Here is a 25,501-nt window from a genome sequence, read left to right as displayed (position 1 = left end):
GACAATCGTTGGGTAAAAATGTCAGGCGGATGAATACTGGCGGTCGAACTTATACGCCAAACACCCATTCCTTGAACTGGCGCACCATCGCCGGGTCGGTGTGGCTGATGATTTGGCTTTTGCCCACATCCAGCGTGGCGATTTGCGCTTTGTCGTCATCGTCCAAGGTGAAGTCGAAGACGGCAAGGTTTTCCGCCATGCGTGCCGGTTTGGTGGATTTGGCGAGCACGACGATGCCGCGCTCGATCAGCCAGCGGGTGATGACCTGGGCGATGCTTTTGCCGTGTTTCTTGGCGATGGCAGCGAGCACCGGGTTCTCAAAGATGCCGAATTTGCCTTCGGCGAACGGCCCCCACGCTTCGGGGACGATGCCTTCGGCGCGTAGCGTGTCCACTTGTGCTGCCTGCTGGTGGAAGGGGTTGATTTCAATCTGGTCGGCGGCAGGCATGACTTTGTTGAAGATGCCAAGGTCGATGACACGGTCGGCGGTGAAGTTGCTCACGCCGATAGCGCGGATTTTGCCTGCCGCCTGGTATTCTTCCAGCGCGCGCCAGGCGCCGTAGATGTCGTTGAAGGGCTGGTGCAGCAGCATCAGGTTGATGTAGCCGCAGTCAAGGCGCGAGAGCGTGCGGTCAAGCGAGCCTTTGGCGGCTTCATAGCCGTAGTTTTCTACCCAGACTTTGCTGGTGATGAAGATTTCTTCACGCGCCACGCCGCTTTGTTTGACGCCCTGTCCGACTTCGGCCTCGTTCATGTAGGCCTGAGCGGTGTCGATGTGGCGGTAGCCTGCTTTGATCGCCTCCGCCACTGCCTGCGCGGTTTCTGCGGGCGGAATCTGGAAGACGCCGAAACCGAGGACGGGGATTTGTACGCCGTTGTTCAAGGTAAAGGTTTGCATGGTGGTGTTCCCTATAAATGGTCAATTAACGATTCACCATCCGCTGCGAGGCGGCGGTGTAGCGGTGGCCGACGATTTCAATACGGCGCAGGGCATCGTCCAGTTCGCCCAAATCGGCGGCAGTCAGAGCAATGTTTGCGGCGGTAAGGTTTTCTTCCAGGCGGTGCTGCTTGGTCGTGCCGGGAATCGGCACAATCCACGGCTGCTGCGCCAACACCCAGGCCAGCGCAATTTGCGCCTTGGTCGCCCCGTGGCGGCGGGCGACGGCATCCATTACTTCAAGCAGCGCAGCGTTGTGTCGCATGGCATCTTTCTGAAAACGCGGGAGGTTCTTGCGGAAATCATCGTCGGCAAGCGGTGTGTCTGTGGTCATCGCTCCGGTCAGGAAACCCTTGCCGAGCGGGCTGAACGGCACAAAGCCGATGCCCAGTTCACGCAATACGGGGAAAACCGCCGCTTCCGGCTCGCGCCACCACAGCGAATACTCACTTTGCAGGGCGGAAACGGGCTGCACCGCGTGGGCACGGCGGATGGCGTCCGCGCCCGCTTCGGACAGGCCGAAATAGCGCACCTTGCCGGCGGCAATCAGGTCTTTCACCGCACCTGCCACCTCTTCCATCGGCACGGCGGGATCGACGCGGTGTTGGTACAACAGGTCGATGTAGTCGGTATTCATGCGGGCAAGCGACTGCTCAACCACGGCACGGATGCGTTCGGGGCGGCTGTCCAGGCCGTCGGCGACGATGCCGTTTTTGAAACCGAATTTGGTGGCGATGACGACTTCCTCGCGAAACGGCGCCACCGCCTTGCCGAGCAGGCGCTCGTTCGCTTCGCCGTAGGCTTCGGCGGTATCGAAAAACTGTACGCCCAACTCAAAAGCGCGGCGGATCAGGGCGATGCCGTCCGCTTCGGGGATGGCCTTGCCATAGCCGTAAGTCATGTTCATGCAGCCGAGGCCGAGGGCGGAAACAGAGAGGCCTTGCGTGCCGAGGGTTCTGGATTGCATAAGAAATTCCCGGTGGTTAAAAGATAGCGCTAGGATAACGGCCACGTTTGTGCAGATAAACTACCTAAACGCGCACGAACCGTTAAGCAAACGCGGACAATCGCCAGCCGTATCATCACTACGAGAACCCCCATGCGCCACTTCAACGACATCTATCTCTTTCTGCACGTCGCCCGCTGCGGCAGCTTCACCGCAGCCGCGCAACAACTGGGCCTGTCCAAATCCGCCCTCAGCCAAAGCATCGGCAGCCTCGAACAGGCGCTCGGCATCCGCCTCTTTAACCGCAGCACCCGCAGCATTGCCCTCACCGCCGCGGGGGAACGGCTGCTCGCAGCCAGCGCCGCGCCCTTCGCCGCCATCGAAGCGGGGCTGGACCGTCTGCGCGAAGACAGCGATGGCGGCTTGGTGCGCATCAACGCCCCACAACTCGCCTGCGACTGGATACTGCTGCCGAAACTGCAACCGCTACTCGCTGCCACCCCGCACATCCGCGTGGAAATCACGGTGGATAACCGCTTCGTGGATATCGTCGGCGAAGGCTACGACCTCGGCGTGCGCCTTGGCGACGACGTGGCAAAAGACATGGTGGCACTGCGCATCTCGCCACCGCTCACCATGACGCTGGTCGCTTCGCCGCAATATTTGCGGGACAACCCGCCGCCGCAGACGGTGGACGATTTGCAGCATCACCGCCTGATCGGCCTGCGCCTGCGCCACGACGACGGCACGCTGCTGCCGTGGGAACTGACGGTGGACGGCGAGCGGCGGGAATACCGCCCGGCGGCGCAAGTCGTGGTCAACCAGGGCAGAAAGCAGGCGGCGCTGGCGCACCTAGGCATCACCCAGGTCTCGCTGCCGCTGGTCGCGGACGAACTGGCGCATGGCGCACTGGTGGAAGTGCTGCCTGCCTGCGCCGTGCAGTACCCGCCGCTCTACGCCTACTACCCCAACCGCAAAGGCCACGCGTCAGCGCTCTTACAAGTGCTGGCGGCGATCAGGGAAGGATGAACTGGCGAAGCCAAAGCAAAATTTGGCGTAATGGACAAATTTCATGTTCTCCCCTCTATTTCTTGCTGAAATAATCTTTTATAAACCGAAACTTATTCTCCTTTTTCAAGCCCCGGTGACACCGCAAAAGCGGCTTCATTTCGCTGAATTTTTCTTCCAGCAAATTGGTCGTATTCGGGATACCCAAGTTGGGAAAACGCTCGCAGGTAAACAACCATGGCAGATGCCCTTTCAGGCTGTTGTACGCAGCGCGCAGGCGCTTATGCGTGTAGTGTGTGTGGCCTGTTTTCCCGTTCACACTGCGTTCGTTCAGGAAAGCTGCGTACTGCTCCTACCAGCCCTTGAGAGCCTCCCCGAACGCCGCCTGAGTGGTATCCGTCAGGGTCAGCGATAGGGCCCGCAGCGCCTGCGCCGCTGGGCTTTTGGGCTTTCTGCTCAGGTGGCGCACGATGATCTTGATCTGGTGAAACTGGCATATTTGCGCCGGAATGCCCAGGAAGGCTTGCAGCAGTCCGCTTCGTCCATCACAGATAATGCTTTGTATCACGACACCTTTTTCTCGTGATGCAGCGACCGCCTGCATGTAAAGCGCATTGGTTTCCCGCTCGGTTGCTGTCACTGTCAAGGCGCGCTTGCTACAGGCGTCATAGAGGACCATAACGCCCCACTTACGGCCGAAACAGGTGGTGTCCATGACGAGGTTAACAGGCACTTGTGGCAGCACGTCATTGGCTTGCGTGGCTGCTTAGCGAGGTAACGACGGATGGTTTTGATGCTGCATCCGTACCGCCCGGCAAGCTGTGCGGCGGTTTGCTTGCCTTCGCTGTAGCATTGGCTTTTGCCCGCCGCTGAAACGCTTGTGACAGGACACGCATCTGTAGCGTTGTTTGCCATTTTGGTTGCCATCTTTCCTGACCTGTTTTGAGCCGTAAAAAAGGCATTTTTTGTGTTCAAAGGTTTTGACCTCGCGTAAAGCCTTGCAGCGTAAGGGCTACAGCGATTTGTAACACCTTTTTTGTCCATTACACCAACATGAAGACGTTGCAGGCGATGTTTCCAAGTCTGCGGTGGTAATGAGGAACTGCGCAGTTATCCCGCTTGGCGGGGTTTTGTAGCGGTGCCTGTTTTTGGTTGCCTCCATTCCAGGCTTTATCCACGGGGCAGGGTGAGGCTTTGTCGCTGCCGGTTGCACGGGGCTAGGGAGTTGATGACGATGGTGGACGGCGATGATTTTTTCGTCTCTCGCGATAAGCGGTTCTTGGCGGCATGATAGTGTCGGCGGACGAAAAAAATGGCGGGCCGTGCCCGCCATTTTTGTTCAGGTTCAGCCGTGTACCCAGATAAGGCGGAAGAGCAGGATGGCGGCGAGGGTAAGGACGCCGATATTGAGTTCGCGATAGCGGCCGCAGACGAGTTTGATGATGGCGTAGCTGATGAAGCCGAGGGTGATGCCGTCGGCGATGGAGTAGGTCAGCGGGATGGTGAGGAAGGTGATGGCGACGGGCGCGGCTTCGGTGAGGTCGTGCCAGTCAATCTCGCCCACGGTGTACATCATCAGTACGGAGACGTAGAGGATGGCGCCGGCGGTGGCGTAGCTCGGTACCATTTGTGCGAGCGGCGAGAGGAAGGTGGCAAGGAGAAAGAGGATGCCGACGACAACTGCCATCAATCCGGTGCGGCCGCCGGCAGCGACACCTGAGGCGCTTTCGATGAAGCTGGTGGTGTTGGAGGTGCCGAGGATGGCGCCGACGATGGTCGCGCCACTGTCGGCCAGCATCGCTTTTTTCAAGTTCGGGATTTTGCCGTCGCGGGCAAGGCCGCCACGTTCGGTAACGGCAATGAGGGTACCGGCGGTATCGAAGAGGTCCACGAAGAAGAAGGCAAAGATGATGCTGTACATCGCCGGATCCAGCGCGCTACGGAAGTCCATCTGCATGAAGGTCGGCGCAAGCGAGGGCGGGGTGGCGATAAGGCTCGGCGGTAGGGGCTGGTTGTGGAAGAGGACACCGAGGGCGGAGACAATAAGGATGGCGAGCATGACGCTGCCCGGCACGCGGTAATGGACGAAGGCGATGATCAGCAGGAGGCAGAGCGCGGTCATGAGCGGCGCGAAGCTGATGATGCTGCCCATTTTGACGAGGACACCGTCAGCATCAACGATGATGCCCGCACTTTGCAGGGCGATGAAGGTGAGGAATCCGCCGATGCCTGCCGCGATGGCTTTTTTCAATGAATTGGGGATGGCGTTGATGAGCCATTCGCGGATGCGGAACAGGCTGATGAGGATGAAGAGGACGCCGGAGAGGAAGACGCAGGCCAGCGCTGTCTGCCAGCTATGGCCAAGTTGCAGGACAACAGTGTAGGTGAAGAAGGCGTTGAGCCCCATGCCCGGCGCGAGAGCAACGGGCAGGTTGGCAAGAAAGCCCATGATGAAGCAGCCAATGGCGGCGGCGATGCAGGTGGCGACGAAGACAGCGCCGTGATCCATGCCGGTTTTGGCGAGAACATTTGGGTTGACGAAGATGATGTAGGCCATCGTCAGAAAGGTGGTAATGCCGGCGATGGTTTCAGTGCGGGCGGTAGTGCCGTGTGCTTTGAGCTGGAAGAGTTTGTCGAGCATGGGGGTTCCGGTTGTGTGTTTTGGAGACGCGAAGGCGGAAACCGTGTGGTTATCCTGTCTGGCGCCTGGTATGAAAGGGCGGGTATTTTATCGCTGCCGCTCTTGCAGGGTTATGGTTTGTTTGGGTGGCGCGGTTGCGGTGTTTCCGCTGGTTGCCAGGCGGGTCAACCACTCGGTTTGCTGTAGCGGCAGGGGAGGGCAGTACTGCCACCCGTGCGTTCAAGGCGCAGGCAACGGGTGATAATGCGGTGGCGCAGCGGGCGGGTAAGGATGGGGGTGACGAGGACGGCGGTAATGGCCGCGAGCAGCTGCCGGCTTTCGTGCCAGGTCTGTGTGCAGGCAAGTGCCACGAGAAAGACGAGCAGCGGCAAGCCGTAGGTGAGCGCAGCGCTGAGGTTGAGGCCGGTCGAACTCAGGTGCAATTCGGCGCTGTCGCCGCTATGCCAGTTGGCGGTGTTCGCCAGGGTGATCGCCTGTCCGCGTTTGAAACCGCGAAACCACGGGCGACCGCCGCAGCCGTTGCCTTCGGCGCAGCGTTTGCAGTCACGGATGTCGTCCACGGGGACGATTTGTACGGTGGCGGCGTTGACGGCGAGAATGCGGACGCGGATGATGTTGTCGGTCATAGGCGGCGGGTACGGTTATAAAGAATGCCTGCCCACAGCCACAGGCCGAGTTCGAGCAGGAAGGTCCAGTGCAGGATGAAATTCAGCCACCACGGCTGGAAGCGTGCAGTGACGGTGAAAAACGAGTAAGCGCTGTCGTGCCACGGTAGTAGCCAGTAGATGTCGCCGACGATGCTGTCAAGGCAGATATGGACGCAGCCGTTCACGGCGGTGAGCAGCAGGATAGCGGCAGCGGCATTGCGGCGATAGTGGTAGTAACAGAAGGTTATGAGGAGCAGGGTTAGCCAGAGTACGGGCCAGTGCGTCAGGTAGCGGTGGTGATGCACGTGGCCGTGGTCAATGAAATAAAACCAGAGCATATCCACGTCGGGCAGCAGACCGCCGGTGATGCCGATAAGCGACCATTGCCAGGTGGGCATATGTGGCGGTTTGAGGCGGATAAGCAGACGGGCGGTGATGTAACCGGCAGGGGCGTGAGCGGTGAGCATGAACGGGCGAAAGACAGGCAGGATGCGGATTATAATCGCTTGTGCCATAATTCGCCGCTTTGTGTTGTTTGGGGAAAGGGGTATGCCGCGACAAAAAACAGGGCTTTGCCTGACGCTGGCGTCGCTTGTGGCGCTGATTGGGATTTATGCGGCGGCACTGCTGCTTTTCCGCACCGCGAACATATTGCAGATGTTCCTCGGCCTGTTGCTGACGTTGCTACCACTCGTGTACTGGCTGCCGTTTGTCTGGCGGCGGCAGGGCAAGGCCTTTGCAGTGCTGGCGCTCTTCGCCCCGCTGCACCTCTTTTTTGGCGGGGTGATTTGGCTGTGGGGGCAGCCGCTGTGGGGCGCGGTCATTTGCTTTTGCGCGATTTCCCTGCAAGCCGGCACGATTATGCACAACTACGATGGCAGCCGTCGCAAAGTGCGCAAAGTGGTGCAGCAGGCGGGAAAAGTCCGTTGATTTTTAGGAAGACACTACTATAATGCGCGCCTTTCTTATGTAAATTTTTTCATCTAAATCGAGGAAACTAATGCCAAGTGTAAAAGTACGCGACAATGAACCGTTCGATATTGCCCTGCGTCGTTTCAAACGTTCCGTAGAAAAAGCCGGTGTGCTTGCCGAAGTTCGCAGCCGTGAGTTCTATGAAAAACCGACTCAGGAACGCAAACGCAAACTCGCCGCTGCTGTCAAACGCAACGCCCGTCGTCTGAGAAAAGAACGCGGTCGCTTCGAACGCCTCTACTAAGCGTACCCCAGCACCATGAGCATCCGGGAAAACATCAACGCCGCCATCAAGACGGCGATGGTCAACAAGGACAAAGTTACCCTGCAAACGCTGCGCCTGATGAGCGCGGCGTTTAAGCAAATTGAAGTTGATCAGCGCGTTGAGATTACTGATGACATCGCCCTGCGCGAGCTGGTGCGTCAAGTCAAACAGCGTCAGGATGCGGCGAAACAATACCGTGACGCCGCGCGCCTTGATCTTGCTGAGCATGAAGAGGCGGAAATCGTCATCATCCAGCAGTTTCTGCCGCAGGCACTTGGTGAAGATGAAATCCGCGCCACTGTGGACGAAGCACTTGCCGCATCCGGATTGCCGCGCACAATGGCGTCCATGAAACCGCTGATGGCAGAGCTGAAATCCAAACTGGAAGGTCGCGCAGACATGGCTTTTGTCAGCCAGTATTTACGCACATTATTACAATCCTGAGCCGGAGGCCGCCCGGCGGCAGCCGATGGCAAAACGCATCCCCAAACCCTTTATTGACGAACTGGTAGCGCGTACGGATTTACTCGCGCTACTGTCCACGCGGATCACCTTTACCCGCAAATCGGGCAGCAACCATTGGGCTTGCTGCCCGTTTCATCAAGAAAAAACCCCCTCATTCAGCGTCAACCTGCAAAAAGGTTTCTACCACTGCTTTGGTTGCGGCGTGAGCGGCGATGCCATCCGCTTCCTGATGGATTACGACAACCTGCCTTTCCCCGAGGCAGTCGAACAACTGGCTGCATTCAACGGGCTGGATGTCCCTTATCAAGATGATGGGCGCCACCATGATGCGCAGGAAAAAGATCGCTACGATCTCGGTTTGGAATGCCTTGCCGATGCGGCAGCTTTCTTCCACGAAGCCTTTTACAGCGATACTGGCAAAGCGGCACGTGATTACCTGCGCCAGCGGCATCTGAAAAAGCAGACCGTTGATGCCTTCATGCTCGGCTATGCTCCGGCCAACAATGCCCTCTTGACCCACCTTGGCAGCAAATACCCGCAGCAGCTGTTGCAGGATGTCGGCCTGATCGGCAAAAAAGATGACCACTATTACGACTGGTTCCGTGAGCGTGTCATCTTCCCCATCCACAACAGCAAAGGAAAAATCATTGCCTTTGGTGCCCGTGCGATGGGCGATGCCCAGCCGAAATACCTCAACTCGCCGGAAACTACCTGGTTTAACAAACGCTTTGAACTCTACGGGCTGTACCAGGCGATGCAGGCGCGCGAACGCACCCTGCTTGTCACCGAAGGCTATATGGACGTCATCAAACTGTGGCAGCATGGAGTCACCAATGCCGTCGCTGCCCTTGGCACCGCTATTGGCGACAGTCACATTAGCCAGCTGAAAAAACGCGCTGACAAAACCTACTTTTCCTTCGACGGCGACACTGCCGGACAAAAGGCCGCACGTAAAGCGCTGGAAGCCGTCTTCGCCCAGCACGACAAACAGCACGAATGGCGCTTCATGTTCATGCCGGCAGGCGAGGACCCCGATTCGCTGGTGGAAAAATCGGGTGTGCAGGCCTTCCGCCAGCTGATGGATGCCAGCCTGCCCGCTTCCACCTACCTGATGCAAGTGCTGGACGACGGCGCAGGCGTGCAACGCAGCGCCGAAGCACAAGCCGAACTGGCAGGTGAAGCGCAACGCTGGCTCAACCTGTTACCTGCCGGCGACTATCGCGAAATTCTGCGCGACCAGGTGAAGAAACGCTTTGACCTGCCGGTACTTACCCTTGGTAGCACGGTCAAGAGCCCCGCTTACAGCGCACAGCGCGCTATACCCGCCTACCGTGCTACCCGCGAAACCGTCATCACCAAACCCAAAGACAAAGGTATTCGCCTGATGGCGCATCTACTGCTACAACCACAGAGTGCCCTGCCGCTGCGTCGTTGGGAATACCCACCGCAAGACGGCGAACTACAACTCTTCTGGCTGCTGTGCTACACCCTGCAAAGCGATGGTGCAAGCGAGGTGCGCGTCGCTACCTTCCTGCGCGCACACGGTGTCTATGACAGCGTCGCCTCCGCCGCGCAACTGCTTGGCCGTCTCAGCAGCGAACAGCAGCGTGACGAATTTGCCGCCATGCTGGCGAGCATTCGCGACAATCACGCCCGTCAGCAAACGCGCCTTGAAAAATTCACCGTTGCCCACATAAAACAGGGCTGATTTCTACTTCCACAACAACGGGATAAACCATGAGCGAATTTGAGCAAGAACAAGAACACGAAGAATATGACGTCCAGGACGAAGTCAAAGAACTGCTTGCCCGTGGACGCGAACAAGGCTTCCTGACCTACGAAGAAATCCACGAAGCTCTGCCGGAACACGCGCTCGAAGGCGACAAATACGACGAAATGATTGCGCTCATCGTCGAAATGGGTATTGACGTTGTCGAAAGCGCTCAGGAAGACGACAACGTCATTGCCAGTAACGACGAAGAAGAAGTTCCCAGCGCCGCCTCACTCAACGAAGCAGAAATTGGCCGCACCACCGATCCGGTGCGTATGTACATGCGCGAAATGGGTGCCGTTGACCTGCTCACCCGCGAAGGTGAAATCGCTATTGCCAAACGTATCGAAGCGGGGCTTAACACCGTGCAGCAAACCCTGGCCGAATTTCCGCTGGCGATCACTGCCCTGCTCGAAGAATTTGCCAAAACCGAAGCGGGCGAAAGTCGCCTGGGCGACCTCGTCAATGGCTACGGCGATCCCTATGCTGACAAAACCGAAGAAATCCTCGCCGCAGGTACCAGCAACGAAGACAGCGAAGACGATGGCATCAGTAGCGGCAACGATGACGACGAAGACGTGGATGACGACGGCAACCCGCCGGAAGAGGCTACTGGCAACCAGGACACCCTCAATGAAGCGCGGGAAAAACTCGTCGAACTCACCGCCATCCACAAAAAGCTCATGACCGCGCTCAGCAAGGGCAAATCCCTGGATGACAAAAAAATCCAGAAACTGCACGGCGAAATCAAAGAACACATCGCGGCCTTCTCCTTCCCGCAAAAAACCATCGACCTGATGGAAGCGCAGCTCAATATCCCGAACGAAGAAATCCGCGCCGTCGAACGCCGCTTGATGCGCCTCATCATCGAACGCGCCGGCATGCCGCGCAAAACCTTCGTGCAAGAATTCCCGGGCAACGAAACCAACCCCGACTGGATCGTCGCGCAAAGCAAACAGCGGCGCAAATACGCGGAAAAACTCAAACCGCTTATCACCGAAATCCAGGTTGAACAAGAAAAATACCTCGATATTGAAAAGCGCTACCGCATGAGCATCATCCAGCTCAAAGATATCCACAAGCGCCTCTCCATTGGTAAAGCGCAGGCCAAGCGCGCCAAAGAAGAAATGGTCGAAGCGAACCTGCGTCTCGTCATCTCCATTGCGAAAAAATACACCAATCGTGGCCTGCAATTCCTTGACCTCATCCAGGAAGGCAATATCGGCCTGATGAAAGCGGTGGACAAATTCGAATACCGGCGCGGCTTCAAATTCTCGACCTATGCCACCTGGTGGATCCGTCAGGCCATCACCCGTTCCATTGCTGACCAAGCACGCACCATCCGCATCCCGGTGCACATGATCGAAACCATCAATAAATTGAACCGCATCTCGCGTACCTTGGTGCAAAAAAACGGCCGCGACCCCACCCCGGAAGAACTGGCCGAAGCGATGGACATGCCGGAAGAAAAAATCCGCAAAGTGCTGAAAATCGCCAAAGAGCCGATCTCGATGGAAACCCCGATTGGCGACGATGAAGACTCACATCTTGGCGACTTCATCGAAGACTCGAACGTCATGTCGCCGCTCGAAGCCGCAACCACGCGCGGTCTGAGTGAGGCGACCAACGAAGTGCTGGCTTCGCTTACCCCGCGCGAAGAACGCGTACTGCGTATGCGTTTCGGCATTGACATGAACACCGACCATACCCTGGAAGAAGTTGGCCGTCAGTTCGATGTTACTCGCGAACGCATCCGGCAGATCGAAGCCAAAGCACTGCGTAAACTGCGCCACCCGAACCGCTCGGAATTGCTGAAAAGCTTCCTTAATGACTAACCCGAATCCCCGCTCCGGCGGGGATTTTTATGGTTGAATGCTGTGACACCACCTGCTTTAGCCAGAAGCAGGACGTTGCGGCGCTTTAGGAGAAAAAGGGCGTAATGGACAAAACGAGTGCTTTTGAGACTATTTTTTCGCAAAATAATCCTTTATAAACAGAATTTTATTCTCCTTTTTTAGCCCATGATGGCACTTCGAAAGCCGCTTCATATCGCCGAATTTCTCTTCCAGCAAATTGGTCGTGTTCGGGATGCCCGGCTCGGGGAAACACTCGTAGGTAAATAACCATGGCAGATACCGTCTCAGGCTGCTGTACGCGGCGCGCAGGCGCTTATGCGTGTAGCGTGAGTGCCCTGTTTTCTCGTTCACGCTGCGTTCGTTCAAGAAGGCGACGTGCTGCTCGTACCAGCCCTCGAGTGCCGCCGTAAACGCCGCCCGAGTGGTATCCGTTAGGGTTAGTGACAAGGCCCGTAAAGCCTGTGCTGCCGGGCTTTACGGGCTTTCTGGTCAGGTGGCGAACGATGATTTTGATTTGGTGAAATTGGCACATCTGTACGGGTATATCCGGGGAAGCGCCCGGCAAGTCGCTTTTACCGTCACAGATAATGCTTTGTATCACAACACCTTTTCCTCGTAATGTAGCGACTGTCTGCATGTAAAGCGCATTGGTTTCCCGCTCAATTGTCGTCACTGCCAAGGCGCGTTTGCTACGGACGTCGTAGAGGACCATAACGCCCCACTTGCGGCCAAAATAGGTGATATCCACATGAGGTTAGCCGCTGCCACCTGCAGGGTCGCGCAGGTCGCTTGCGTGGCTGCTTTGGCGAGATGACGGCGGATGGTTTTGATGCTGCATCCGTACTGCCCGGCAAGCTGTGTGTCGGTTTGCTTGCCAACGCTGTAAGGCTGCCAGAGGGTGTCGGGGTCAAGCTTGCTGCCGCCGCTGAAACGCTTGTTGCAGGCGGTGCATTTGTAGCGTTGTTTGCCATCACGGGTAGCGTTCTTCTTGATCTGTATTTGAGCCGCAAAAAAGCATTTTTTTGTGTTCAAAGGCTTTCAACTCCTGAAAGCCTTACAGCGTAAGGGCTGCAGCGCTTTTTAGCACCCGTTTTGTCCATTACGCTGATTTTATCCATTATGGTTAAACATCTAAAAAATCGTAACGGCGTTGCGCCGACTTTCCGTACTACCTGTACTGTCTGCGGCGGCGCGCCTTGCTACGCTTTTTTATCTATTCAACTATACCCCATTTGCCATCTGTTTACGCGCGAAAGATTCTGTGCCTATAGTCGTTTCAATAGGCAAGGTGGTGAGGCAAAGACGGTCCGGATAGGTATGGCACGGGTTTTTCTAAAAATCGTGCAGCGATTTTTAGGGGGCCCGGCGAAGCTCGCTGACACCATATCGATTCTACTCGGGACATCTGTAAAAAATCCGCTACCTCGCGGTAGCGGATTTTGGATTGCCGTTCTGGTGACACAGAGATTTCAGTTTACAGGCGGTGCGGCAGTCGGCGCTGTTTCAGCGATGGGTTGCGCATCAGTTCCGGCGGTTGCGGGTTCGGTCATTGCTGGAGTTTCAGTCGCCGGGGTGATTCCTGTGGCTGGTGCAGGTTCGGCGGTAGCTTCTGCTGCCGGGGTTACTTCGGTCACAGGTGCTTTGTTTTCCGCAGTTACTTCTGCTTCGTCTGTGTCATGGCTGAGGGAATAGACGTAGGCGGCGACGACCTTGATTTTGGCGTCTCCCAGCGTGTCTTTCCAAGCGGGCATCACGTTATTGCGCGGATGCAGGATTTGCTGCTCGATGAAGGTTTTGAGAGAGGCGGGGTCGTCGTCTTCGGCGTAGAGCCAGATTTGGTCGGATAGTTTCGGGGCACCAAGGATGGGGTTGCCTTCACCCTGGCCGCCGTGACAGGCAACGCAGCTGGTGTCATACAGGGCTTTGCCTTTTTCGGCGGCAGCACTGTCGTGCGCGTAACCACCCAGGGCGAGAACGTAGTTGGCGACTTCATCCAGTTTGCTTTGGTCTTCGCTGCTCGGTGCCCAGGCGGGGTTGTTCGGATCAATCGCGACCAGTGCACCACCGGGCGGCATGGCACCAGCATGGCCGTTGGTAATGGTGTTGATGATGGCTTCCGGTGTGCCACCCCAGATCCAGTCGTTATCGGTAAGGTTGGGGTAGCTGCCGGCGATGCCGCCGGCGTCACCGGCGTGGCAGACGGCACAGTTCTGCGCAAAGATGCGGCGGCCTGTTGCGAGAGCTTCCGGGTCTTTCGCCAGTTCTTCGGTGCTTTTGCCGGCATAGTGGCGGAAGTAGTCGGCGGATTGGGCGTCAATACTGCGGCTTTCTTGCTGGTATTGACTGATTTGTGTCCAGTTTTTGACGCCTTTGAAGACGCCCGGGTAAAGGATGAGGTAGAGGATGGCGAAGGCGATCATCAAGTAGAAGAGCGACAGCCACCAGCCCGGTAGCGGGTTATTCATTTCTTTAAGGTCACCGTCCCAGGTGTGATCTATGATTTCACCCTCTTTGGCATCACCGCCTGCCTTGATGCGGGTTGTCCAGTAGATAAAGGCGATATAGCCCAGGATGTGCAGGATTGTGACTGCCGCGATGAAGATGCTGACTGTTGTCATGGTTTTTGCCTCTTGTGTTCTTCTTGTTCCGGGTAGCGTGGGGTGATGGGCGCGTCGCCGTCATCTTTCAGTGCCAGTTTTTCTGCGTCCTGGTAAGGCTTATGGCGCTGTGGCAGGTAGAGCAGGATGACCATCAGGATGAAGGAAATGAAGAGGATGACGGTCGTAAGTTTGACCCACGCGATGCTGCCGGCTGTCATGTGCTGTTACCGGTTGTGTTCTTTGAAGGCGACACCGAGTCCTTGCAGGTAGGCCACGAGTGCGTCCATTTCGGTTTTGTCTTTGAGCGCCGCGTCCACACTGTCAACGTCCGCCTGGGTGTAGGGTTCGCCCAGTTTGATTTTGGTGCGGATACTCGCTTTGGTGAGCTCAACGTCTGCCGGACGTTTGTTCAGCCACGGGTAGGCGGGCATATTGGATTCAAGCACGACGCTGCGCGGATCAGTGAGGTGTTTGTGGTGCCAATCATCACCATATCTGCCGCCCACGCGAGCAAGGTCCGGACCGGTGCGCTTGCTGCCCCACATGAAGGGGCGGTCATAGCGGCTTTCTTCAGCAACGGAATAATGACCGTAGCGTTCGGTTTCCCAGCGGAAAGGACGAATCATCTGCGAGTGGCAGCCGTAGCAGCCTTCGCGGACGTAGATATTGAAACCGGCAAGGCGCAGCGGCTCGTAAGGTTTGACGTAGCCTTCTTCGGGATGGAGTTCGTCGTCGAAGAAGAGCGGCACGATTTGCACCAGCCCGCCCCAGATGACGGCGAAGAAGGTAAGGATGCCGAGGATGACGACACTTTTTTCGACGTGTTCATGGCTCATGATGTTCATGTGGTATTCCTTCCTTACGCGGGTTGGGCTTCGAGGGTGGGGACAGGCTGGGTTTTTGCACCGAAGGCAGTTTTCCAGCAGTTGTAGGCCATCAGGCAGACGCCGCTGAGGAAGAAACAGCCACCGAGGAAGCGGACGAAGTAGAAAATGTATTTTTTGCTGAGGATTTCCACGAAAAAGGGATAGGTGAGCGTGCCATCAGGTTGGGTCTCGCGCCACAGGAGGCCCTCCATGATGCCCGCAACCCACAGGGAAGTGACGTAGAGGACGATGCCGATGGTCGCCAGCCAGAAGTGGATGAAGATGAGGCGGGTAGAGTGCATTTCAGTCTTGCCGTAGAGGCGCGGCAGCATGTGGTAGATGGAGCCGATGGTGATCATCGCCACCCAGCCGAGCGCGCCGGAGTGGACGTGGCCGACGGTCCATTCGGTGTAGTGCGACAGCGCATTCACTTCCTTGATGGCCATCATCGGACCTTCAAAGGTGCTCATGCCATAGAAGGACAGGGCAACAAAGAGGAAGCGGATGATCGGGTCGGTAACGAGTTTGTTCCAGGCGCCGGAAAGGGTCATGATGCCGTTAATCATGCCGCCCCAGGAAGGTACCCAGAGGATAACGGAAAAGGCCATGCCCAGCGATTGCGTCCAGTCCGGCAGGGCGGTGTAATGCAGATGGTGTGGGCCGGCCCACATATAAATGGAGATAAGAGCCCAGAAGTGGACGATGGAGAGACGGTAGGAGTAAATCGGGCGTCCCGCCTGTTTCGGCACGAAATAGTACATCATGCCGAGGAAAGCGGCGGTGAGGAAGAAACCGACAGCGTTATGGCCGTACCACCACTGCGCCATGGCATCAACCGCACCGGCATAGACGGGGTAAGAATGCAGCCAGTCAATCGGCAAGGCGAGATTGTTGAAGATGTGCAGCACGGCGACGGCGATGATATAGGAACCGTAGAACCACAGGCCGACGTAGATGTGTTTTTCCTTGCGCTTGCCGATGGTGCAGAAGAAGACGTAGCCGTAGGCAACCCACACAATGGCAAGGAGAATGTCAAGCAGCCAGGGCAGTTCGGCGTATTCCTTGCTTTGCGAGTAGCCGAACATGTAGCTGAGGACGCCAAGTACCAGCACCGCCTGGTAGCCATAGAAGGTGAAAGCGGCAATTTTGTCGGAAATGAGGCGTACGCCGCAGGTGCGCTGCACGATGTAGTAGGAGGTGGCAAAAAGCGCGTTACCACCGAAGGCGAAGATAACGCCGCTGGTGTGCACCGGGCGTAGTCGGCCGTAGGACAGGATGTCGATGCCGCCGAAGAGTGTCGGCCAGCGTAATTGTGCAGCAATGATTACACCTACCAGCATACCGATGATGGCAAAGAGGATTGCCGCCCAGGTAAATTGCCGTACCACACGGTAGTTATAGGTTGTATCCGTAGTCATCAGGATTACCTCATCTCGATTATTCAATTACCAATAATTAGAAATCCGGCAGGCCGGATATTCGATATTAGAATAGCATTCCGGCGCAATATTAACAATCATCCAGACGGATTTTTCTACGCTAACCTGCGGTTATTTAAAGAATAAAGACAGAGGAAGTTCTATTTAGGATTTCTTTTTTATATATGCTGAAATCAAGAATAATGATGATAAATTTAGCATCATTCAATATGCGCTTTTATTGCATATATGGATTCTTTATGCCATTTCGGATAATTCCGTCTTCCTTTCTAGAAGAGTCTTACGCCACCTTTCCGGCAGCAACACCTTGTTACTGGCACCGCCGTCTGCCGGAAGACGTAAAAAAAAGCAGACACCCGGTCTGCCTTTTAAATTAGATCGATACCACCCGGTGGTTCAGTAGCCCCGCTCATGCAGCCAGACGGCAATATCGGCGATTTGCGGCGGGCAGACCTGGTGCTGCATCGGGTAGTCGTGCCACTGCGGCGCGTAGCCTTTGTGTTTCAGTTGTTCGTGCGCGAGTCTGCCGAGGCGGTAGGGGACGACGGGGTCCTGCGTACCGTGCATTTGCAGGATGGGCGGGCAGTGGCCGCAGTCGGCGGCAGGGGTGTTGGCAGCGTCGGCAAGGTAGGTGGAAAGCGCGAGGATGCCACCGCAAGGGTGGCGCAGGCCGTAGTAGAGCGCGATGACACCGCCCTGTGAGAAGCCCGCGTAGAGGATGTGGTCGGCGGGGATGTCTTGCGCCTGTTCTTCAGCAGCAATCGCGGCAATGGCGGCGGTGCTGTCTTTGATGGCGGCGAGGTCTTCGTCGGCGGGGTTGAGGTCGAAATTTTTGATGTCGTACCAGCCGCGCATGTTCATGCCGTTATTGACGGTGATGGGGCGCACGGGGGCATGTGGCAGGATGACGCGCGTGGTCGGGCGCAGTTCGAGCAGCGGGATGACGGGGGCGAAGTCGTTGCCGTCCGCGCCGAGGCCATGCAGCCAGATGATGCTGTGCGTGGCGGTTTTTGCGGCGAGCAGCGTGATTCGGTCCGGGGCCTGTGTCATAATTTTTTTCCTTTTTTCTGGATGTTTAGTGATGCGCAGAGTGTGCTTTTTGGTCATTGTAGCGATTTTGTTTGCGGGCTGCGGGCAGAAGGGCCCGCTTTATTTGCCTGAACAGCAGGAGGCGTCTGATGCGCGCTGAGTTTTTCTCCGGGGTGGACGAGCACGGCTGTGTGGACGGCGTGTCGCTCGCGTCTTTGGCAGACGCCTTCGGCACGCCGCTGTATGTGTACCGCGCGGCGGCGATGCGTGCGGCGTTGCACGCCTATCATGCGCACGGTCTTGAGCGGCAGGTGGCGCTGTATTATGCGGTGAAGGCCAATAGCAATCTGGTCTTGCTGCGGCTGTTTGCTGAAGCGGGCACGGGTTTTGATATTGTCTCCGGCGGCGAGTTGGAACGCGTCCTGCGCGCCGGTGGTGCGCCGTCCAGCGTGGTCTTTTCCGGCGTCGCCAAGTCGGATGCGGAAATCGCGTGCGCGCTCGCGGTCGATATCGGCTGTTTTAATGTGGAATCGCCCGCCGAGTTGCGGCGTCTGGCGGAGCTTGCCGCGTCTGCGGGCGTGGTCGCGCCGGTGGCGCTGCGGGTGAATCCCGATGTGGATGCCGGGACGCATCCGTATATTTCGACCGGACTGCGCGGCAACAAGTTTGGCGTGGCGATTGCGGATGCGCCCGCGCTGTACCGCGAGGCCTTGCAACTGCCGTCGCTGAAAGTGGTCGGTGTCGGCTGTCATATCGGCTCGCAGATTCGCGCGATTGCGCCGTTCCTGGCGGCGATGGATTCGCTGCTGCCGCTGGTGGACGCGCTGCTTGCCGAGGGGGCGCCGCTTGAGCATCTCGATATGGGCGGCGGTCTGGGCATTGCCACGGAGGATGCGCCGGAGGTGCCGTCAGCGGCGGATTTGTCGCGCGCGTTGTTGTCTCGCTTGGGCGATCGGCCGCTGCGGCTGTGTTTGCAGCCGGGGCGCTCACTGGTCGGCAATGCGGGGCTGCTGCTGTCGCGGGTGGTGTTCACCAAAGCGCAGTCGGAGCGGCGCTTTTTGATGCTGGACGCGGCGATGAATGACTATATCCGTCCGGCGCTGTACCAGGTGCGGCCGACGATGCTGAATGTCAGCCGCCCCTACGACGGCGCGGGGCGGATGGATGTGGTCGGGCCGGTGTGCGAGACGGGCGACACTTTCGCACGCGATTTTCCGATGAGCGGCGAACGCGGCGATTTGGTGGCAATTTGCGGCACGGGTGCCTACGGGTTTTCGATGGCGAGTTCTTATAATTCTCGCCCACGTCCGGCAGAGGTGCTGATTGAGGACGGCAAGGCGCGCCTGATTCGCCATCGTGAGTCGCTTGAGGATTTGTGGGCGCAGGAGGTGTTATGACGGTCGCCAAGCGGGGTAAATACTGGGCTCGCCAAGCGGGGTAAATACTGGGTCCGCCAAGCGGGATAAATGCTGGCCCCACCAAGCGGGATAAATACTGGGCTCGCTAAGCAGGATAAATACTGACCCCGCCAAGCGGCGTAAACACTGGGTTCGCCAAGGTAGATACTGGGCTCGTCAAGCGGGATAAATACTGAACCCTTCCCATTAGATAACAGGTTAAGAAGGCTTTTTCATGTCAGGGCAAACGTTATACGACAAGATTTGGCAGGCGCATGTGGTGCGCGAGGACGCGGGGCAGGTGCTGCTGTATATCGACCGGCATCTGGTGCACGAGGTGACCTCGCCGCAGCCGTTCGACGGTCTGCGCAAGGCAAAACGCGCGCCGTGGCGTACCGCGTCGATTCAGGCGGTGCCGGATCATAATGTGCCGACGCTGCACCCGGAACGCGGTATTGCCGACCCTGTCGCCCGCGCGCAGGTGGAAGCGCTGGAAAGGAATTGTGCCGAGTTCGGGGTGCGTCTCTTTGACCGCCTCGACAAGCGGCAGGGGATCGTCCATGTGGTCGGGCCGGAGCAGGGCCTGACCTTGCCTGGTATGACGTTGGTCTGCGGCGATTCGCATACGTCCACGCATGGCGCGTTCGCCGCGCTGGCCTTCGGCATCGGCACGAGCGAGGTGGAACACGTCCTCGCCACGCAATGTCTGCCGCAGAAAAAGACGAAGGCGATGCGTATCCGCATCGAAGGCGAAATGCCCGCCGGCGTGTTCGCCAAAGATTTGATGCTGGCGGTCATCCGCACCATCGGCGTGGCAGGCGGCACGGGCTACACGCTGGAATTTGCCGGCAGTACGGTACGGGCGCTGTCGATGGAAGGGCGGATGACGATGTGCAACATGTCGATTGAGGCGGGTGCGCGCGCCGGGCTGGTTGCGGTCGATAACACGACGGTGGACTTTCTGCGCGGGCGGCCGTTTGCGCCGCAGGGCGCGTTGTGGGATCAGGCGGAAGCGTACTGGCGTACGCTGGTCAGCGACGCCGATGCCGTGTTCGACCGCGAAGTGCTGCTGGATGCGACGGCGATCGCGCCGCAGGTGAGCTGGGGCACGTCGCCGGAAATGGTCATTGATGTCGGCGGTCGTGTGCCGCATCTTGATGACGCGCGCGACGCCAAACAGCGCGATGCCTACGCACGCGCACTGGCCTATATGGGGCTGCGCGAGGGGCAGGCGATTGACGACGTACCGCTGGATGCCGTCTTCATCGGCTCCTGCACCAATGCCCGCATTGAAGATTTGCGCGTTGCGGCGCAGATCGTCGCCGGTAAACGCGTGGCCAGCGGCATTGAAACGGCGCTGGTCGTGCCGGGATCGGGGTTGGTGAAAGCACAAGCGGAAGCGGAAGGGTTAGACCGTATATTCATGGAAGCGGGCTTTGAATGGCGATCGCCCGGCTGCTCAATGTGTCTCGCGATGAACGCCGACCGCCTCAGTGCGGGCAAACGTTGCGCCTCCACCTCGAACCGCAACTTTGAAGGACGGCAGGGACAGGGTGCGCGCACGCATCTGGTCAGCCCGGCGATGGCGGTAGCAGCAGCCGTGACGGGGCATTTTGTTGATGTCAGGGAACTACTATGAAAGCATTCACCACCGAAAACGGCATACTCGCCCCGCTCTACCGCAGCAATATCGACACCGACGCGATCTTGCCGAAGCAATACCTGAAACTCATCACAAAAAGCGGCTTCGGTCAGTACCTCTTTGACGACTGGCGCTACCTGCCTGACCGCGCACCCAACCCCGCCTTCGTGCTGAACGAAACGCGCTACCAGGGCGCAAAATTCCTGCTTGCCGGGGCGAATTTCGGCTGCGGCTCCTCGCGCGAACACGCGGTGTGGGCGCTGGACGAATACGGCTTCCGCGCGGTGATTGCGCCATCATTCGGCGACATCTTTTACAGCAACTGCTTCAAAAACGGCGTCCTACCCGCGCAAGTGGATGAAGTCACCGCCGAAGCGCTGTTTGCCGCAACGCAGGCAGCGGAAACGGTAAGCATCACCGTCGATCTGGAAGCACAGCAGATACACTGCGCCGCGGACAGCTACCCGTTCACCGTGGACAATTTCCGCAAACACGCGCTCTACTACGGGTTAGATGACATCGGCCAGACCCTGCAACACGCCGCCGACATCCGTGCTTTCGAAGAGCGGCACAAACAGCGGTTTCCGTGGTTATACGCGGGGCATTCTGAGGAGAATTGAGGATATATATTATGAAGAACATCTTGTTACTCCCCGGTGACGGCATCGGCCCGGAAATCATAACAGAAGCGGAAAAAGTGCTGCGCCTCCTGCAAGAACGCGCCGGACTAGCCGTGACTCTCGACACCGCCCTGCTCGGCGGCTGCGCGGTGGATGCCACCGGCGAACCGTATCCGCCGGAAACCCGCGCCAAAGCGCGCGCAGCCGATGCCGTGCTGCTCGCCTGCGTCGGCGGGCCGAAATGGGACAACCTGCCGCGTTCGCAGCGGCCGGAAACCGGACTGCTCGCCATCCGTGCCGACCTCGGCCTGTTTGCCAACCTGCGTCCGGCACGGGTACTGGACGCCCTCGTCGAACGTTCCTCGCTCAAAGCCGAGCTCGTGCGCGGGCTGGACATCCTCATCGTGCGCGAACTCACCGGCGGCATCTACTTCGGCCAGCCGCGCGGCCTGGGGCAAAACGACGCCGGCGAACGCGAGGGTTACAACACCCTGCGTTACAGCGAAAGCGAAGTGCGCCGTATCGCCCGCGTCGCCTTCACCGCCGCCCAGGGACGGCAAAAACGCCTCTGTTCCATCGACAAAATGAACGTGCTGGAAAGCTCGCAACTGTGGCGCGACATCGTTACCGAAACCGCCGCCGACTTCCCTGATGTGACCCTCACGCACCTGCTCGTGGATAACGCCGCCATGCAGCTGGTGCGCAACCCGCAACAATTCGACGTCATCGTCACCGGCAACCTTTTCGGCGACATCCTTTCTGACGAAGCCTCGCAACTGACCGGCTCTATCGGCCTCCTGCCCTCCGCCTCCCTGCGCGAAGACGGCGTCGGCCTGTTTGAGCCCGTGCACGGTTCCGCGCCCGATATTGCTGGGAAAGGCATTGCTAACCCGTATGCCATGCTGCTTTCGCTCGCCATGCTCTTGCGCCACAGTCTGTACGACGAAAAACATGCCCGCCTGATTGAGGCAGCTGTAGAAAACAGCATCGCTGCCGGTGTGCGCAGCGCCGATCTTGTTGCAATCGGGCAACAATCTTCCGGCACCGCCGCTATCGGTGATGCCGTGTGTCGCTGTCTTGTGACAGAATTGCCATAGACTGTAGAAAAGATTACTTGCTTGTAAAACTACGGCTGCATATAATCCCAGTGTTGTTTTTATGATACCGCCGTAGTACCCATACGGCCGAAGGAGCACAGTATGAACAGGAAACAAACGCCTGCACGTTTGCGCCATGCCGTTGCATTGGCAGTTGGGTTGGGATGCAGCAGCGTTGCTGCATCCATCGGATTAGGGCCTATCCAAGTCAATTCCAGCATCGGCCAGCCGATGAGCGCCACTATCCGCGTGGACGGCCTGGATGCTGCCACCGCCAAAGGCGCCACCGTACAACTCGCCAGTGCGGCAGCGTACCGCGCGCGCGGCATCGAACTCTTGCCCATCCACCAGAAACTGCGCTTCAGTCTGGTACCATCGGGCAAAGGCTACGTTATCCGCGTCACCAGCACCACAGGCATCCGTGAACCCTTCCTCAACTTCCTGCTGACTATCAACAGCAATGGCAGCACTATCACCCGTGAATACGCTGCCTTCTTCAATCAGGACCCGCTCAATCCGGGCTTGGGTAGCGCCCCAACTTTGGCAGAAGTACCGGAAAGCAAAGGAACGGCGTTGCCTGCAACAAAAACCAAGTGCAAAAAAGGCAAAAGGTGCAAAGAGACTGCACAAGAACCGGAACAAATTGCCGCCGTACAGCCCGTAAAATCCAAACTTGATTTCAGCGCGTCCAACCTGAACAACCGGGAAGTTGCGTCCGTTGAAGACGAAGCTGTCCGTAACGACCGTATTGCTGCGGAAAAAGAAGCTGCTAAAGCCAGGGCGAAAGAACTTGCTGCTCGCAAAGCAAAAGAAAAAGAGCGCCTCGCTCAAAACAGAAAACCGACCCCGCTGCGTGCTGCCAATCCGAACAGCGAAGGTTGGGGCGGGCATGACGTCCTTGCCGGGGGGGCAAAGCAAACCCCGCCGCCAAGCAAGCGAAGCGAAGATGGTCGTTATTCCTACTACTCGGCCGATGTCAAGCCGGGCAGCATCGCGGTTGGCAGCACCTACGGCCCGGTGCGCGATAACGAAACCCTCTTTTCCATTGCCAACGCCGCACGCCCGTCCGAGGACGTATCCATCCAGCAGATGATGCGTGCTATCTACACGCCAACCGGGGTTCCTTTGCCCATAACAACATGGGTAACCTGATGGTTGGCAGTACCTTGGTTATCCCTGATCCAGGTGCGGCAACCGTGCCGGCTCCGGCCAAAGCGGCGCAAAATACCGATATCGCGGCGAACGATAAACCGGCGAAAAAAGAGAAAAAAGCCGGCAGCGCGCCTGGTAAAACAGAAATTGCCAAAGCAGATATTCCGGCCAAGGCGGAAGAGGCCATCGCTGCTGCGACACCTGGCGCAGAAAACAACATTGCCGCGAACGATGTACAAAACCCACCCGTCGCCCTCGTACAGAACGACGCCCCGGCTGAAAGCACGACGCCGCCGGAAAACAACGTACAAATGGATGGCAACCAGCTCACCTTGGATAACAGCGAAACCTTAGTCGCCGACAACAGCAAAGCTGCCGAAAGCCCGGCAGCACCAGCCGCAGAACAAAATCCGGAAGAACAAAGCGCTGCCTTGCCCGTGCTGGCAGAAAAAACTGTCGAAGTGGCTGCTGCCGACGAACCGGCTGCGCCGCCTACTATCCCGGCAATGGAATCTAAACCCGTGGTTGCCGTCGTTGAAGAACAGCCGACCGACAAAGTCTCAACCGGTATGCCGCTGCCGCTCCTGGCCGCCGCCGGTGTGGGTGTGCTTGGCTTGGGAGGCGCTGCCGCCTACTTCATCACCCATCGCCGCCGCCGCGACGACGACAGTATGGAAGAATTCTCGCAAGATGAAATTGACCGCATGGTGTCGGAAATGGAAGCGCGCGAAGGCATCAAGGCTGGACACGATATGGAAGCGGGCGATCCCAAACCGCGTCGCAAAGTCGAACCCGTGGCAGGACATGACCCGGTCGCTGACTTGGAAGGTTTGCAACAGCTGAACAGCCAGCTATCCGAACTGGAAAAGCTAAACGAGCAAATCGGCATTCCGAGATTCGTGGATGATGGCGAACCGCATTCTGCCGAAGAACTACCGGATGACTTCTTCAAAGATCTCCAACTGCCGGGCAACGAAGAAACCGTCTCTGTTGCGGCTGCACCACAACCTGCGGCTGCTGAAGAAGAACACGACTTCTTCAGCGACCTCGAAGCCTTTGCTGCTGAAGAACCGGCACCGGCTCCCACAAGTCACACCGCAACCACAGACGATACCGACTTTGACCTGCCTGATTTTGGCCTGGATGAAGCCCCGGCTGCTGCAACACCCGCTGTCAAACCCAGTTTGGCCAAAGCTGAGCCCGCAGCACGACCAGCCGCCGCTGAAGCAGACGACTTTGATTTCCTCAACTTTGCCGTCGACGAACCGGCTGCCAAGGCAGAATCAGCATCACAACCTGCCGCTGCCACAGATGATGACCTTGACTTCCTCAGCTTCGCTGCTGACGAACCGATAGCCAAAGAAGAACCAGTGTCACAGAACGCTGCCACCAATGATAATGATAGCGACGATTTCGACTTCATCAGCTTTGCCGCTGAAGAACCCGCAGCCAGCGAACCGGTAGCGGCTATCGCTGCACAAGCGGCAGCCGATGATGGCGACGATTTTGATTTCATCAGCTTCGCCGCAGAAGAACCGGCAGCTCCCACCGCAGAAGAAACGACTGCCACGGTCAGCGCCAGCACAGGCGATGATGATCTCGACTTTTTCAACAGCCTCAACCTGGCCGATGATAGCAGCGCGAGCACACCTGCCGCCGCAGCCGAGCCGGAGATTGTCGATGAAGATCACAACGTCCTTGATTTCTTCGGTAGTGACGAAGAACCTGCGCCTGTCGTCGCAGAAGAAGCCCCGGTTGCTGCTGAAAAACCAGCTGTCGTACACACCCACAGCGTCGTCAGCGATGCCGTGGTTGTCACCGCCCCGGTCACTACCGAAAAGGCCGAGAGCGAAGCCCTTGACTTCTTCTCTTTGCAAGACGAACCGGCTGCCCAACCTGCTGCCGCCCAACCGGCATCTGCCACCGCACCGCAAGCAGCACCGGTGCGTCCCGTCGCCGCAACCATCGCTCCGGCTTCATCCGACATTGACATTGAAGCGATGGAAATCAACCTTGACATGGCTACCTCCTTCATCGTTATGGGCAAAGCCGAAAAAGCCCGCTCCTGGCTTGATGAAGTGCTGGTATCCGGCAGCGAAGCGCAAAAAATCCGCGCGCGCAGCATGCTGGAGCAACTCGAAAAAGCTTGAG

The 25,501-nt window shown here is 57.8% G+C and carries 27 protein-coding genes and 1 pseudogene; 13 read left to right on the top strand and 15 right to left on the bottom strand.

Features of this window, described 5'->3' with window-relative positions; all coding sequences use genetic code 11:
• Positions 1-49: 49 nt before the first annotated feature.
• Together DY250_RS09980 and DY250_RS09975 are read right to left on the bottom strand one after the other, a co-directional pair.
• A complete protein-coding gene (locus DY250_RS09980) occupies positions 50-898 on the bottom strand; it encodes an aldo/keto reductase (protein ID WP_115612162.1) in 849 nt (282 codons plus the stop codon).
• A gap of 25 nt (positions 899-923) precedes the next feature.
• Entirely contained in the window at positions 924-1,904 is a 981-nt protein-coding gene (locus tag DY250_RS09975) for an aldo/keto reductase (protein ID WP_115612161.1), read from the bottom strand.
• A 132-nt stretch (positions 1,905-2,036) separates the two neighbouring features.
• Between DY250_RS09975 and DY250_RS09970 the strand changes: the two genes are divergently transcribed.
• Positions 2,037-2,912, top strand: coding sequence for a LysR family transcriptional regulator (locus tag DY250_RS09970; RefSeq protein WP_115612160.1), 876 nt, complete (start codon positions 2,037-2,039; stop codon positions 2,910-2,912).
• Between the two features lie 55 nt (positions 2,913-2,967).
• Here the strand turns inward: DY250_RS09970 and DY250_RS14350 are convergent, their stop codons facing one another.
• The 6 genes and pseudogenes from DY250_RS14350 to DY250_RS09950 all read right to left on the bottom strand — a co-directional run bounded on the left by DY250_RS14350 (position 2,968) and on the right by DY250_RS09950 (position 6,694).
• Positions 2,968-3,210, bottom strand: a complete 243-nt coding sequence (locus DY250_RS14350; protein ID WP_218565579.1) for a hypothetical protein — start codon at positions 3,208-3,210, stop codon at positions 2,968-2,970.
• Positions 3,211-3,243: 33 nt separating this feature from the next.
• Positions 3,244-3,606 carry a transposase gene (locus DY250_RS14345; protein WP_218565578.1) on the bottom strand — a complete coding sequence of 121 codons (363 nt, stop codon included), beginning with the start codon at positions 3,604-3,606 and terminating at the stop codon, positions 3,244-3,246.
• A 51-nt stretch (positions 3,607-3,657) separates the two neighbouring features.
• Positions 3,658-3,828 (bottom strand): annotated as a pseudogene (locus DY250_RS15145) (IS1/IS1595 family N-terminal zinc-binding domain-containing protein); the annotation flags it as partial.
• Positions 3,829-4,236: 408 nt separating this feature from the next.
• Positions 4,237-5,532, bottom strand: a complete 1,296-nt coding sequence (locus tag DY250_RS09960; protein ID WP_115612159.1) for an NCS2 family permease — start codon at positions 5,530-5,532, stop codon at positions 4,237-4,239.
• 164 nt (positions 5,533-5,696) lie between these two features.
• Complete coding sequence (locus tag DY250_RS09955) at positions 5,697-6,158, bottom strand: SoxR reducing system RseC family protein (RefSeq protein ID WP_115612158.1); 462 nt, start codon at positions 6,156-6,158, stop codon at positions 5,697-5,699.
• A complete protein-coding gene (locus DY250_RS09950; RefSeq protein ID WP_115612157.1) occupies positions 6,155-6,694 on the bottom strand; it encodes a metal-dependent hydrolase in 540 nt (179 codons plus the stop codon). The genes DY250_RS09955 and DY250_RS09950 overlap by 4 nt, the downstream gene beginning before the upstream one ends.
• Before the next feature lie 34 nt (positions 6,695-6,728).
• Here DY250_RS09950 and DY250_RS09945 point away from each other — a divergent pair, with 34 nt between their 5' ends.
• The 5 genes from DY250_RS09945 (at position 6,729) to rpoD (ending at position 11,487) form a co-directional block, all read left to right on the top strand.
• Complete coding sequence (locus DY250_RS09945; protein ID WP_115612156.1) at positions 6,729-7,109, top strand: ABC transporter; 381 nt, start codon at positions 6,729-6,731, stop codon at positions 7,107-7,109.
• A gap of 70 nt (positions 7,110-7,179) precedes the next feature.
• Positions 7,180-7,395, top strand: coding sequence for a 30S ribosomal protein S21 (rpsU, locus tag DY250_RS09940; RefSeq protein ID WP_006985443.1), 216 nt, complete (start codon positions 7,180-7,182; stop codon positions 7,393-7,395).
• Between the two features lie 15 nt (positions 7,396-7,410).
• Positions 7,411-7,860: a GatB/YqeY domain-containing protein gene (locus DY250_RS09935; protein WP_006985442.1), complete on the top strand. Its 450-nt coding sequence runs from the start codon at positions 7,411-7,413 to the stop codon at positions 7,858-7,860.
• Between the two features lie 25 nt (positions 7,861-7,885).
• Positions 7,886-9,589 (top strand): DNA primase, encoded by a 1,704-nt coding sequence (gene dnaG, locus DY250_RS09930; protein WP_115612155.1) that lies wholly within the window; start codon positions 7,886-7,888, stop codon positions 9,587-9,589.
• Between the two features lie 29 nt (positions 9,590-9,618).
• Positions 9,619-11,487 carry an RNA polymerase sigma factor RpoD gene (gene rpoD / locus DY250_RS09925; protein ID WP_115612154.1) on the top strand — a complete coding sequence of 623 codons (1,869 nt, stop codon included), beginning with the start codon at positions 9,619-9,621 and terminating at the stop codon, positions 11,485-11,487.
• A gap of 129 nt (positions 11,488-11,616) precedes the next feature.
• On the opposite strand, the gene DY250_RS14340 is transcribed toward rpoD, so the two are convergent.
• From DY250_RS14340 to DY250_RS09890, 7 genes are all read right to left on the bottom strand, one after another.
• A complete protein-coding gene (locus DY250_RS14340) occupies positions 11,617-11,955 on the bottom strand; it encodes a hypothetical protein (protein ID WP_245951163.1) in 339 nt (112 codons plus the stop codon).
• A gap of 222 nt (positions 11,956-12,177) precedes the next feature.
• Complete coding sequence (locus tag DY250_RS15140; protein WP_425455469.1) at positions 12,178-12,540, bottom strand: transposase-like zinc-binding domain-containing protein; 363 nt, start codon at positions 12,538-12,540, stop codon at positions 12,178-12,180.
• Positions 12,541-12,977: 437 nt separating this feature from the next.
• Entirely contained in the window at positions 12,978-14,126 is a 1,149-nt protein-coding gene (gene ccoP, locus DY250_RS09910; RefSeq protein ID WP_115612153.1) for a cytochrome-c oxidase, cbb3-type subunit III, read from the bottom strand.
• Entirely contained in the window at positions 14,123-14,326 is a 204-nt protein-coding gene (locus tag DY250_RS09905) for a cbb3-type cytochrome oxidase subunit 3 (RefSeq protein ID WP_006985434.1), read from the bottom strand. Before DY250_RS09905 ends, ccoP begins: the two co-directional genes overlap by 4 nt.
• A 6-nt stretch (positions 14,327-14,332) precedes the next feature.
• Positions 14,333-14,944 (bottom strand): cytochrome-c oxidase, cbb3-type subunit II, encoded by a 612-nt coding sequence (gene ccoO / locus DY250_RS09900; protein WP_040389127.1) that lies wholly within the window; start codon positions 14,942-14,944, stop codon positions 14,333-14,335.
• A gap of 23 nt (positions 14,945-14,967) precedes the next feature.
• Positions 14,968-16,392, bottom strand: a complete 1,425-nt coding sequence (gene ccoN, locus DY250_RS09895; RefSeq protein ID WP_115612152.1) for a cytochrome-c oxidase, cbb3-type subunit I — start codon at positions 16,390-16,392, stop codon at positions 14,968-14,970.
• 417 nt (positions 16,393-16,809) lie between these two features.
• Positions 16,810-17,463 carry an alpha/beta hydrolase gene (locus DY250_RS09890; protein ID WP_172542326.1) on the bottom strand — a complete coding sequence of 218 codons (654 nt, stop codon included), beginning with the start codon at positions 17,461-17,463 and terminating at the stop codon, positions 16,810-16,812.
• 31 nt (positions 17,464-17,494) lie between these two features.
• On the opposite strand from DY250_RS09890, the gene lptM reads away from it, so the two are divergent.
• The 7 genes from lptM to DY250_RS09855 all read left to right on the top strand — a co-directional run bounded on the left by lptM (position 17,495) and on the right by DY250_RS09855 (position 25,500).
• Positions 17,495-17,602 carry an LPS translocon maturation chaperone LptM gene (gene lptM, locus DY250_RS15135; protein WP_115612824.1) on the top strand — a complete coding sequence of 36 codons (108 nt, stop codon included), beginning with the start codon at positions 17,495-17,497 and terminating at the stop codon, positions 17,600-17,602.
• The gene (gene lysA / locus DY250_RS09880) at positions 17,592-18,839 is read left to right on the top strand and encodes a diaminopimelate decarboxylase (protein WP_115612150.1); all 1,248 of its coding nucleotides are present in this window, start codon (positions 17,592-17,594) and stop codon (positions 18,837-18,839) included. Before lptM ends, lysA begins: the two co-directional genes overlap by 11 nt.
• A 235-nt stretch (positions 18,840-19,074) precedes the next feature.
• Positions 19,075-20,478, top strand: coding sequence for a 3-isopropylmalate dehydratase large subunit (leuC, locus tag DY250_RS09875; protein ID WP_115612149.1), 1,404 nt, complete (start codon positions 19,075-19,077; stop codon positions 20,476-20,478).
• On the top strand, positions 20,475-21,101 hold the full coding sequence (gene leuD / locus DY250_RS09870; protein ID WP_115612148.1) for a 3-isopropylmalate dehydratase small subunit: 627 nt from the start codon (positions 20,475-20,477) through the stop codon (positions 21,099-21,101). Before leuC ends, leuD begins: the two co-directional genes overlap by 4 nt.
• 11 nt (positions 21,102-21,112) lie before the next feature.
• A complete protein-coding gene (gene leuB / locus DY250_RS09865) occupies positions 21,113-22,198 on the top strand; it encodes a 3-isopropylmalate dehydrogenase (protein ID WP_115612147.1) in 1,086 nt (361 codons plus the stop codon).
• Positions 22,199-22,300: 102 nt separating this feature from the next.
• Entirely contained in the window at positions 22,301-23,350 is a 1,050-nt protein-coding gene (locus DY250_RS09860; RefSeq protein ID WP_147293506.1) for a FimV/HubP-related protein, read from the top strand.
• Positions 23,338-25,500 (top strand): FimV/HubP family polar landmark protein, encoded by a 2,163-nt coding sequence (locus tag DY250_RS09855; RefSeq protein ID WP_115612145.1) that lies wholly within the window; start codon positions 23,338-23,340, stop codon positions 25,498-25,500. Before DY250_RS09860 ends, DY250_RS09855 begins: the two co-directional genes overlap by 13 nt.
• The last annotated feature ends 1 nt before the right edge of the window (position 25,501 follow it).

Source organism: Cardiobacterium valvarum, assembly GCF_900460955.1.
GTDB lineage: Bacteria > Pseudomonadota > Gammaproteobacteria > Cardiobacteriales > Cardiobacteriaceae > Cardiobacterium > Cardiobacterium valvarum.
The sequence above is the reverse complement of the archived record's forward strand: the minus strand, read 5'-3'. Positions and strand labels throughout refer to the sequence as shown.

Bases quoted from the DNA above. Each gene is read 5' to 3' on its own strand.
- DY250_RS09980 (WP_115612162.1), bottom strand. From the start codon at position 898: ATGCAAACCTTTACCTTGAACAACGGCGTACAAATCCCCGTCCTCGGT.
- DY250_RS09975 (WP_115612161.1), bottom strand. From the start codon at position 1,904: ATGCAATCCAGAACCCTCGGCACGCAAGGCCTCTCTGTTTCCGCCCTC.
- DY250_RS09970 (WP_115612160.1), top strand. From the start codon at position 2,037: ATGCGCCACTTCAACGACATCTATCTCTTTCTGCACGTCGCCCGCTGC.
- DY250_RS14345 (WP_218565578.1), bottom strand. From the start codon at position 3,606: ATGGACACCACCTGTTTCGGCCGTAAGTGGGGCGTTATGGTCCTCTAT.
- DY250_RS09960 (WP_115612159.1), bottom strand. From the start codon at position 5,532: ATGCTCGACAAACTCTTCCAGCTCAAAGCACACGGCACTACCGCCCGC.
- DY250_RS09955 (WP_115612158.1), bottom strand. From the start codon at position 6,158: ATGACCGACAACATCATCCGCGTCCGCATTCTCGCCGTCAACGCCGCC.
- DY250_RS09950 (WP_115612157.1), bottom strand. From the start codon at position 6,694: ATGGCACAAGCGATTATAATCCGCATCCTGCCTGTCTTTCGCCCGTTC.
- DY250_RS09945 (WP_115612156.1), top strand. From the start codon at position 6,729: ATGCCGCGACAAAAAACAGGGCTTTGCCTGACGCTGGCGTCGCTTGTG.
- rpsU (WP_006985443.1), top strand. From the start codon at position 7,180: ATGCCAAGTGTAAAAGTACGCGACAATGAACCGTTCGATATTGCCCTG.
- DY250_RS09935 (WP_006985442.1), top strand. From the start codon at position 7,411: ATGAGCATCCGGGAAAACATCAACGCCGCCATCAAGACGGCGATGGTC.
- dnaG (WP_115612155.1), top strand. From the start codon at position 7,886: ATGGCAAAACGCATCCCCAAACCCTTTATTGACGAACTGGTAGCGCGT.
- rpoD (WP_115612154.1), top strand. From the start codon at position 9,619: ATGAGCGAATTTGAGCAAGAACAAGAACACGAAGAATATGACGTCCAG.
- ccoP (WP_115612153.1), bottom strand. From the start codon at position 14,126: ATGACAACAGTCAGCATCTTCATCGCGGCAGTCACAATCCTGCACATC.
- DY250_RS09905 (WP_006985434.1), bottom strand. From the start codon at position 14,326: ATGACAGCCGGCAGCATCGCGTGGGTCAAACTTACGACCGTCATCCTC.
- ccoO (WP_040389127.1), bottom strand. From the start codon at position 14,944: ATGAGCCATGAACACGTCGAAAAAAGTGTCGTCATCCTCGGCATCCTT.
- ccoN (WP_115612152.1), bottom strand. From the start codon at position 16,392: ATGACTACGGATACAACCTATAACTACCGTGTGGTACGGCAATTTACC.
- DY250_RS09890 (WP_172542326.1), bottom strand. From the start codon at position 17,463: ATGACACAGGCCCCGGACCGAATCACGCTGCTCGCCGCAAAAACCGCC.
- lptM (WP_115612824.1), top strand. From the start codon at position 17,495: ATGCGCAGAGTGTGCTTTTTGGTCATTGTAGCGATTTTGTTTGCGGGC.
- lysA (WP_115612150.1), top strand. From the start codon at position 17,592: ATGCGCGCTGAGTTTTTCTCCGGGGTGGACGAGCACGGCTGTGTGGAC.
- leuC (WP_115612149.1), top strand. From the start codon at position 19,075: ATGTCAGGGCAAACGTTATACGACAAGATTTGGCAGGCGCATGTGGTG.
- leuD (WP_115612148.1), top strand. From the start codon at position 20,475: ATGAAAGCATTCACCACCGAAAACGGCATACTCGCCCCGCTCTACCGC.
- leuB (WP_115612147.1), top strand. From the start codon at position 21,113: ATGAAGAACATCTTGTTACTCCCCGGTGACGGCATCGGCCCGGAAATC.
- DY250_RS09860 (WP_147293506.1), top strand. From the start codon at position 22,301: ATGAACAGGAAACAAACGCCTGCACGTTTGCGCCATGCCGTTGCATTG.
- DY250_RS09855 (WP_115612145.1), top strand. From the start codon at position 23,338: ATGGGTAACCTGATGGTTGGCAGTACCTTGGTTATCCCTGATCCAGGT.